Below are 9,232 nucleotides of genomic sequence, written 5' to 3' on the forward strand. Positions count from 1 at the left end.
GAAGGTTTCTGAATCCCCGTCCCGGCCACGGCGTATGGGCGACGAGGAGTGGTCCCGGAGCGAACTCTCCGACGCCGCGGTCCGGGAGATGGTCGACGACCTCCGGGAGACGTGGTCGGTCGAGACGATCGAACGGGTCGAGCACGGCACCGATTTCGTCGCGGTCGTCGGGGTCGAGACTCCCGACGGCCCGCGGTCGGCGGTTCTGAAAGCGACGACGGCCGGCTTCGTCGCCCCCGAGAGCGCCCGCGCCGAGCCCCGGATGCTCGAGCTGGTCGGCCGCGAAACGCGGATTCCGGTCCCCGCGGTCTACGGCGTCCGCGACCACCACCCCTCGCTTCCGGCGCCGTTTTACCTGATGGAACACGTTGCGGGCGAGAACCACGAGGGCCGATCGGGGGAGCTTCGGCGGGCGGTCCGCGAACGGATCTGTGGGGACGCGGGGCGGAACCTCGCTGCCCTCCACGAACTGGGACCGCTGCCCGCGGCGGGGACCGTCGGCGTCGTCGACGGCGAACTCGCCGTGCTCGATTCCGAGGACCATCCCTCATACGACGATTGCAGGGAGATGGTTCTCGATGGAAGCGAGGACACTCTGGATGCGCTCGCGGAGGGGGGCTTCTTCCCGGGGAAGGCCGACGACCGCGAGCGGTTCGCCGACCTCGTCGACCCGCTCCGGGAGTATCTTCGGGAGACGATCCCAACACTGTCCGAGCCCGAACCGCCGACCTACCACCACCGGGACTACCGCTACGGGAACCTCCTGGTCGATCCGGACACCGGCGAGACGCAGGCAGTGCTGGACTGGGCGGGGACCATGGCCGCCGAGCCCGCGTCCGCCCTCGCGGGCACGGAATCACTGTTGTTCGACCCGGTCGACGAGGACGACGACCTCGTCGCGGGCCTCCGGACCGCGTTCCGTGACGCGTACGCCGACGGGCGCGAGGGATGGTCGTTCGACGCCGGCGTCCGCGAACGGATCGAGGTCTACCGCCTCGTTGACCGTCTCGACGCGATGGCCTGTCTCCCCCTGTGGTACGAGGACGCGACGCCGGCCGAGCGCGACGAGCAGGAACGATACCACCGCGAGTTCCTCGATCGCTATCTCTGAGCCCCCGCGTTCGTCATCCGCACCCGGAAACGGAACCCTTGTTAGCCGCCCTACGCGTTTATTCGCCAATGGCCGACCCCTCGCCCGCCGTTCGCCGGCTCGCCGACTGGGACACCGATCGTCTCGAGTCCCTGGCCGACGAGTACGACACCCCGCTGTACGTGATCGATCTCGACCGCGTGAAGGCCAACTATCGGCGGTTCTCGGCCGCGTTCCCCGACGCTCGCGTGATGTACGCCGCGAAGGCCCACACCGGCCGGGCGGTCCTCGAAGCCGTCCTCGAAGCCGGCGGAACGATCGAGTGTGCGGCCTGGGGCGAACTCAAGCGCTCGATCGACGCGGGCGCGGGCCCGAACACGCTCCAGTACACCGCGGTCAACCCGCCGGCCCACGATCTCGACTACGCGACCGACCTCGGCGCAGAGAACCCGGGACTGACGGTCACGATCGGCGCGACGGACACGCTCGAACGCCTCGCCGAACGGGGGTACGACGGCCGGATCGCGATCCGGATCAATCCCGGCATCGGGACGGGCCACCACGAGAAGGTCGCCACCGGCGCCGACGCCAAATTTGGAATCCCCTACGAGGAGGTGCCCGAAGTCGCGGAGCGCGTCCGTGCGGAGTTCGACCTCGTCGGGCTCCACGCCCACGCCGGCAGCGGCGTGCTGACCGACGGATTGGCGGAGCACTGCCGGGCCATTTCCCGGGTCGGCGAGATGGCCCGGCGGGTGGGCGACCTCGAGTTCGTGGACGTCGGCGGCGGCTACGGCGTCCCCTACCGCGAGGACGAGCCGCCCCTCGACCTGGAGCGAACCGCCGAGATGGTCCGCGATGCGGTGGGAGAGATCGACGCGCAACTCAAGTTAGAACCCGGACGCTACGTCGTCGCCGACGCGGGGCTGATCCTCTCGACGGTGAACACGATCAAGGAGGCCCCCGACACGACCGTCGTCGGGATCGACGCCAGCCTCGCGACGCTGATCCGGCCGGCGATGTTCGGCTCTTACCACCCCATGGTGAACGTCACCGCACCCGAACGCGACCACCACCCGGTGACCGTCGGCGGCCCAGTCTGTACGAGCGCGGACGTCTTCGCCCACGACCGCCCGGTCGCCCGCCTCGAGCGCGGGGACACTCTCGCGATCGGAATGGCCGGCTCCTACGGCTACGAACTCGCGAGCCAGTTTCATTCACAGCCCCGGCCCGCGGAGGTGGCTCTCGAAGCGGGCGAGGATCGGATCGTCCGCAGGCGCGAGAGCCTGGAGGACGTGACGCGGGTCGAGCAGTAAGTCGGTCGCGGCCGGTAAAATGGGTCTCCGGACTCAGTCCTCGTCGTGGATCGTCACCGACTCGATCTCGATCTCCTCGGTCGGCCGGTCCTCGGCGTCGGTCTCCGTCGAACCGATCTCGCGGACGACGTCCATCCCCTCGGTGACCTCGCCGAAGACGGCGTGGCGGCCGTCGAGGTGGGGCGTCTCGGCCAGGGTGATGAAGAACTGCGAGCCGTTGGTATCGGGTCCCGAGTTCGCCATCGAGAGCGTTCCCGGCGAGTCGTGGGTGAGCTCGTCGTGGAACTCGTCATCGAAGCTGTAGCCGGGACCGCCTCGGCCGGTCCCCGTCGGGTCGCCGCCCTGGATCATGAAGTCCTCGATGACCCGGTGGAACTCGACGCCGTTGTAGAGGCCGTCGCCGCGGATCTCGCCGCTTTCGGGGTCCTCCCAGGTGACGGTGTCGGGCGCGGGCTCTGCGTCGGCGGCCGGCTCGTGTTCGGCCAGCTTCCGGAAGTTCTCGACGGTGCGGGGCGCACGGTCCTCGAACAGTTCGACCTCGACGTCGCCGTGCGTGGTGTGGAGCGTGGCTGTCGGATTTGCCATGGGGAAGCCGACGACGTGCCGGGTGAAAACCGTGGTGGTCCCGGTCGGGGCCGAACGGGTACCGGCGATTCTGCCGACGGGGAGTACGGCCGCGAGCGAGGCCACCGTGTGGGGAGTCCGTCCCGGATCGAACGCGAGGGTCATCGCTCTCCGCTGCCGGCTGAAGAGTAATGGTCCCGGCGACCGTCAATCGGACGCATGGACGTGATCAACCCCGCGACCGGCGAGCGGGTCGACTCGTACGACGAACACACCCAGTCGGAGGTGGAGACGGCCCTCGAGGACGCGACTTCGGCGTTCGAGGAGTGGCGCCGACGCCCGCTTCGCGAACGCGAGGACCTCCTCGCGGCCGCCGGCGACGTCCTCCGGGAGAACAAAGGCGAGTACGCGGAGACGATGACCGAGGAGATGGGAAAGCCGATCGAGCAGGCCGTCTCGGAGGTCGAGAAGTGTGCGTGGGCCTGCGATCACTACGCCGAACACGCGAGTAGCTATCTCGAGGCGGATCACCACCCGAGTCCCCCGGGAACCACGGCCAAGACGGTGTACGAACCGCTCGGGCCGGTGCTCGCCGTGATGCCCTGGAACTTCCCGTTCTGGCAGGTGTTCCGGTTCGCCGCGCCGTATCTCACGGCGGGCAACGTCGGCTTCCTCAAACACGCCTCGAACGTCCCCGGCTGTGCGCTCGCCATCGAGGAGGTATTTCGCGAGGCGGGCTACCCGGAGGGTGTCTTCAGGTCCCTGCTGATCTCCTCCGACGAGATCGAGGACCTCCTCGGCGACGAGCGGGTGAGGGCGGCGACGCTCACCGGCAGTGGCGGGGCCGGTCGAGCGATCGCCTCCACGGCGGGCGAGAACCTCAAAAAGACGGTGCTCGAACTCGGCGGGAGCGATCCGTACGTCGTCCTCGATGACGCCGACCTCGAAGCCGCGGCGACGACCGGCGCGTGGGCGCGCAACCAGAACGGCGGCCAGTCGTGTATCGCCGCCAAGCGGTTCGTCGTCGTCGACGAGGTCTACGACGAGTTCGTCGACCGGTTCGTCGACGCCGTCGACTCGCTCGCGGTCGGCGATCCGATGGATGAAGAGACGGACATGGGGCCGCAGGCTCGCCAGGACCTCCTGGATGAGCTTCACGAACAGGTCGAGGCGAGCGTCGAGGCGGGAGCGACCGTCGAAACCGGCGGCGAGCCGCTCGATCGGGAGGGTGCCTATTACCCGCCGACGGTTCTCACGGACGTCCCGGAGGGGTCTCCGGCCGACACCGAGGAGCTGTTCGGCCCCGTGGCCGCGGTCTACCGCGTCGGCGGGGAGTCCGAAGCCATCGAGAAGGCCAACGACACCGAGTTCGGGCTCGGGGCGAGTCTCTGGACCACAGATCTCGACCGGGCGGAGCGCCTCGCCACGGAGGTCGAGGCGGGCTGTGTCTACGTCAACGAACTCGTGAAATCGGATCCCAGAGTTCCGTTCGGGGGGATCAAAGAGTCCGGGTACGGTCGCGAGCTCTCGGCGGACGGAATCAAGGAGTTCACCAACCGAAAGACGGTCTGGCTCACGGACGAGCCCGACACCGACGTGCCGGTGGAGTGATGAAGGCATCCGACCTCCTCGTCGAGTGTCTCGAAACCGAGGGCGTCGAGTACGTCTTCGGACTCCCGGGCGAGGAACTCGAGGATCTCCTCTTTTCGTTACAGGCGTCCGATATCGAGTTCATCCCCGTCCGTCACGAACAGGGCGCGGCGTTCATGGCCGACGTCCACGGCCGACTGACCGGCGAGGCCGGCGTCTGTCTCTCGACGCTGGGACCGGGGGCGACGAACCTCCTCACCGGCGTGGCCGACGCACATCTCGACAAGTCGCCGCTGGTTGCGATCACGGGTCAGGGCGGGCTCGAGCGCCTGCACAAGGAGAGCCACCAGGCGCTCGATATCGTCGACACGTTCGAGTCGGTGGTGAAGTGGAACACACAGATCACGGACCCCGAGATCATCGCCGAATCCGTCCGCAAGGCGTTCAAGCTGGCCGAGTACGAGAAACCCGGCGCGACCCACATCGAGTTCCCCGAGGACGTCGCTGCCGAGGAACTCGACGCGGACCCGCTTCCCCCACGCGAGCACGTCCAGCGACCGGATCCGGGGACGCGATCGCTCGATCGAGCAGCAGACCTCATCGAGGCGGCCGATACGCCGGTGGTTCTGGCGGGAAACGGCGCGGTCCGAACGCCCGCGGCGACGGGGCTCCAGGAGTTAGTCGAACACGCCGGGATGGCCGTCGTCGCGACGTACATGGGGAAGGGAGCGATCTCGGACCGGAACGACAGCTCGCTGATGACGCTCGACTCCGGGCCGAACGGCGAGGCGTCGGCGGCGATCGAGCGGGCCGATTGCGTGCTCGCGGTGGGGTACGACATCGCCGAACACGACCCCGAATCGTGGAACCCCGATCTGGACAAGACGATCGTTCACGTCGATCACGAGCCCGCAGAGGTCTACCGCCACTACAACCCCGACGTCGAACTGGTCGCCGACATCTCGGCCGTCCTCGACGGCCTGCGAACGCGCATCGACGCGACCTGGGGGACCGACTGGTGTCGTGGCCCCCGAGAACGGATCGTCGAGGACGTCCGCCGGACGCCCGATTCGGGGGATCCCTTCTCGGTCGAGCGGACGCTCCCGTATCTCCGGGACGCGATGGCCGACGAGGACGTGTTGCTCTCCGACGTCGGGAGCCACAAGATGGCCATCGCGAGATCGTTCCCGACGTACGAGCCGAACACGTGTATCGTTTCGAACGGCCTCGCGAGCATGGGCATCGCGGTCCCCGGCGGGATCGCCGCCGATCTCGCCACCGACGACAACGTCGTGGTCGCGACCGGTGACGGCGGCTTCCTGATGAACGGGGCCGAGCTGGAAACGGCGACGCGGCTCGGTCTCGGCTACACCGTCATCGTGTTCAACGACGACGACTACGGCCTCATCTCGGAGAAACAGATCGAACACACCGGCAGCCACTTCGGGACCGAACTGACCAACCCCGACTTCGTGGGGTTCGCCGAGAGCTTCGGCATCGAGGGCCACCGCCCGGAGACGTGGGCGGACGTCGAGACCACTCTCGAGGAGGTGATTCCGTCCGACCGGATGGCGCTCGTCGAGATCCCGATCCAGTAGCCGGGTATCAGAACGCCCGGAGCTCCTCCAAGGCCGCCTCGGCGCTCCCGTCGGCGATGACGTCGCGAGCGGTCTCGAGGCCCTCCTCGAGCGAGTCCACGTCGCGGCGGGCGTAGATCCTGAACGCGGCGTTGAGCGCGATCGCGTCGGCGAACTCGTCGTGGCGCTCGCCCGCGAGAACCGCCTCGGTGATCGCTGCCGAGTCGGCCGTGATGTCGGGGACGGCGAGATCGTCGCCCTCGAAGTCCATCCCGTACTCGCCCGTCTCGATCTCGTAGTCCTCGAATCGCTCAGGAGACCACTCGGCGACCTTCGTGTAGCCGGGTCGGATGTCGTCGTAGCCCTCCATTCCCTGGAACATGATGACCCGAGAGAAGGAGGCGTGGTCGCTCTCGGCGACGAGGTCGGTGGTCTTCTTCGCGAACGCGAGGTGATAAAAGGAGCCGAGGTGGACGTCGGCGTCGGCGGGGTTCGCGAGCGTCTCGATCGTGTTGACGAACGTGCGCACGCCCATCATCTCCCGCCGGTCGTGGAGGCCGTCGATGCCGGGATTGAACGCGGGCTGGTAGTAGAAGCCGAAGCCGGTCTCGTCGACCATCTCCGCGCTCTCTGCGGGCTCTATGTCGGTCCGGACGCCGAGCTCGTCGAGCACGTGTTTGTACGCGGTCGCCTTCTGGGTCGGCACGCGGTCCCCGGAGTGGGTCACGACCGGGGTGCCCGCTGCGGCGGCGACGACGCCGGCACCGACGCCCAGCAGCGCCGAGGTGTGTTTCCCGTCGTAGTTCGCCCCGCAGTCGACGGGATCGCAGTCGGGGGCGGTACTCGAAACGCTCTCCTCGTGCATGACGTCGGCGTAGGCCGCGAGTTCCTCGGGCGTGTTGCGCTTCCAGCGGTTCGCGAGCCAGAACGCCCCCAGCGTCGTGTGGTCGGGTTCGTCCGCGAGGATCCGCCGGAGGGCCTCACGAGCCTGCTCGCGGCTCATGTCCTCGGCGGACTTGTGTCCCGAGCCGACGACCTCCGTCATCAGCCGCGTGAGCGGCCACTCGCCGAACTCCTGGGTCGCGTGTGCCATGGTCCGGGTTGGGCCGGCGGCCGCAAAAGCGTCCCGCTTCCGTTCGAATTCCGGACGAACGGGCAGTTTCCGCCGCCGTCCGAACCGGCAGAGTCCCCGCGTTCGACGGCGAGGACTATCGCTCGCGCTCGGGCTCGCGAGACCCCGGCTCGGTCGATCGGTCCCCGATCGGGTCCGTTCGCGAAGAGCCGTCCGCAAAGAGGTCCTCGGGGAGATCCTCGACGGCGACGAGGCGCTCGAGGCGGGCCTCGAACTCCGCGTCGTCGATCTCGCCGGCGGCGTACCGGCGTTTGAGTTCGTCGATGGCGTCGTCCTCGCGCTCGCTCGTGGCCGACATCGACGGCTCCTCGTCCTCGAAGAGGATCTCCGCGATCTCCTCGCCCCAGAACAGGAAGATCGGCGCGAGGACGAACCAGCCTACGATCGAGAGCGCCCCCGCGAGCCCGCCGAGTCCGGCCATCCCGGCGAGGCTGATGAGGCCGAACGTGACGATCCCGATCAGCAGCCAGAGGTCGTCGGCGACGAACTCCCGGAGCCGCTCTCGGTCCCCCATACCTCCCTCTCGGCGGCACGGCCACTATAAACTATCCTCGCGCCGGGGGCGGCCTGGCGGGCGGTCGCCCCCGACGAAAGCCGAAAGCGATACCTGCCGTGTGTCCCTAGATCGGCCAATGAACGAGCTGTCGCGCGACTGGCGCGACGAGATAGACGACGTCGATGCCGCCCTGATCGACGGCTACCAGAGCGGCTTCCCCATCCAGGAGCGGCCGTTCCGGGCCGTCGGGCGCGACCTCGGGATCGAGGAGGACGAGGCCGTCGAGCGCGTCCGCCGCCTCCGGGAGGCGGGGGTCCTCCGCCGGTTCGGGCCCGTGCTCAACCCGCCAGCCATCGGCTCCTCGACGCTCGCCGCCCTCCGGGTCCCCGAAGAGCGCTTCGAGAGGGTCGCGGAGGTCGTCAACGGCTACCGCCAGGTCAACCACAACTACCGCCGGGACCACGCCTGGAACATGTGGTTCGTCGTCACCGCGGGCTCGCTCGCCGAACGCGAGCGGATCGTCGGCGGGATCGAGGATCGCACCGGCCTCGAGGCCCTCGACCTCCCGATGCACACGGAGTTCTACATCGACCTCGAGTTCCCCGTCGTCAACGGCGATCGCTTCGCCCGCGAGAGCGTCGAAACGACGGACGCCGCCGCGACGCAGGTCGGGGAGGAGGCCGCGGGCGACCTCTCGGCGTTCGAGGCCGGACTCCTCCTTGCGATCCAGGAGGGTCTCGAGCTCTCGGCGACCCCCTACCGGACGCTCGCGGCTGAACTCGGCGTCCCCGTTGGCGACGTTACGGCGGCCATCGAAGGGCTACTCGCGCGGGGCTGTATCAAGCGCGTCGGCTGCGTCGTCAACCACGTCGTCACGGGCTTTACCGCCAACTGTATGGTCGTCTGGGACGTCCCGGACGACCGTCTGGAGGAGTGGGGCGAGCGCGCCGGCGGGCTTCCCTACGTCACCCTCTGTTATCACCGCCCCCGCCGGCCCGACCAGGGATGGCCGTACAACCTCTTTACGATGATCCACGGCCGCGACCGGGAGGCGGTCGGGGAGAAGATCGACGAACTCGCCGCGGACTACCTGCCGGTCGCCCACGATCGGCTCCACTCGACGGAGACGCTGAAACAGACCGGAGCGCGCTACGAGGAACTCGTCGGCGACTGATCAGCTCTCGGCGACGGCGTACATCATCGGCCCGACGACGACGAGGCCGACGCCCGCGATCCGGAACAGCATCGACCCGCCGGCCAGGGAGGTCGGCAACAACAGGAAGACCGCGCCGAAGGTGATGAGGACGAGCCCGACGACCTTCATCGACTTCAGCGGCAAGACGCCCAGGATCGACAACAGGAACACGCCCAGGATGATCTGTCCCACGTTGAACTGGCGCAGGACGTTGTCGATCGCCTGGAGGGGTAGCTCGAGCATTCCTGTTCGTATCTCCCTCCGATCCGGCCTTT

9 protein-coding genes are annotated in these 9,232 nt (G+C 68.3%); 5 read left to right on the forward strand and 4 right to left on the reverse strand.

The features are described 5' to 3' along the window. Positions 1-34 precede the first annotated feature (34 nt). Entirely contained in the window at positions 35-1,111 is a 1,077-nt protein-coding gene (locus DVH23_RS15210; RefSeq protein ID WP_198667944.1) for a phosphotransferase family protein, read from the forward strand. Between the two features lie 68 nt (positions 1,112-1,179). Next, positions 1,180-2,403, forward strand: coding sequence for a diaminopimelate decarboxylase (gene lysA, locus DVH23_RS15215; protein WP_114578285.1), 1,224 nt, complete (start codon positions 1,180-1,182; stop codon positions 2,401-2,403). A 33-nt stretch (positions 2,404-2,436) separates the two neighbouring features. On the opposite strand, the gene DVH23_RS15220 is transcribed toward lysA, so the two are convergent. Beyond that, positions 2,437-2,988: a peptidylprolyl isomerase gene (locus DVH23_RS15220; protein ID WP_114578328.1), complete on the reverse strand. Its 552-nt coding sequence runs from the start codon at positions 2,986-2,988 to the stop codon at positions 2,437-2,439. Positions 2,989-3,186: 198 nt separating this feature from the next. Here DVH23_RS15220 and DVH23_RS15225 point away from each other — a divergent pair, with 198 nt between their 5' ends. Both DVH23_RS15225 and DVH23_RS15230 read left to right on the forward strand, forming a co-directional pair. Next, positions 3,187-4,578 carry an NAD-dependent succinate-semialdehyde dehydrogenase gene (locus tag DVH23_RS15225; RefSeq protein WP_114578286.1) on the forward strand — a complete coding sequence of 464 codons (1,392 nt, stop codon included), beginning with the start codon at positions 3,187-3,189 and terminating at the stop codon, positions 4,576-4,578. Next, entirely contained in the window at positions 4,578-6,155 is a 1,578-nt protein-coding gene (locus tag DVH23_RS15230) for an acetolactate synthase large subunit (protein WP_114578287.1), read from the forward strand. Before DVH23_RS15225 ends, DVH23_RS15230 begins: the two co-directional genes overlap by 1 nt. Before the next feature lie 7 nt (positions 6,156-6,162). Here the strand turns inward: DVH23_RS15230 and DVH23_RS15235 are convergent, their stop codons facing one another. After that, positions 6,163-7,227 carry an anthranilate phosphoribosyltransferase gene (locus DVH23_RS15235; RefSeq protein ID WP_114578288.1) on the reverse strand — a complete coding sequence of 355 codons (1,065 nt, stop codon included), beginning with the start codon at positions 7,225-7,227 and terminating at the stop codon, positions 6,163-6,165. Positions 7,228-7,342: 115 nt separating this feature from the next. Beyond that, on the reverse strand, positions 7,343-7,780 hold the full coding sequence (locus tag DVH23_RS15240) for an SHOCT domain-containing protein (RefSeq protein ID WP_114578289.1): 438 nt from the start codon (positions 7,778-7,780) through the stop codon (positions 7,343-7,345). 118 nt (positions 7,781-7,898) lie between these two features. Here DVH23_RS15240 and DVH23_RS15245 point away from each other — a divergent pair, with 118 nt between their 5' ends. Next, positions 7,899-8,936: an Lrp/AsnC family transcriptional regulator gene (locus DVH23_RS15245; RefSeq protein WP_114578290.1), complete on the forward strand. Its 1,038-nt coding sequence runs from the start codon at positions 7,899-7,901 to the stop codon at positions 8,934-8,936. On the opposite strand, the gene DVH23_RS15250 is transcribed toward DVH23_RS15245, so the two are convergent. After that, positions 8,937-9,200, reverse strand: a complete 264-nt coding sequence (locus DVH23_RS15250; RefSeq protein ID WP_114578291.1) for a hypothetical protein — start codon at positions 9,198-9,200, stop codon at positions 8,937-8,939. Positions 9,201-9,232: the final 32 nt, after the last annotated feature.

Origin of the sequence: Saliphagus sp. LR7, from assembly GCF_003344565.1 — an archaeon.
Classification (GTDB): Archaea; Halobacteriota; Halobacteria; order Halobacteriales; family Natrialbaceae; genus Saliphagus; species Saliphagus infecundisoli.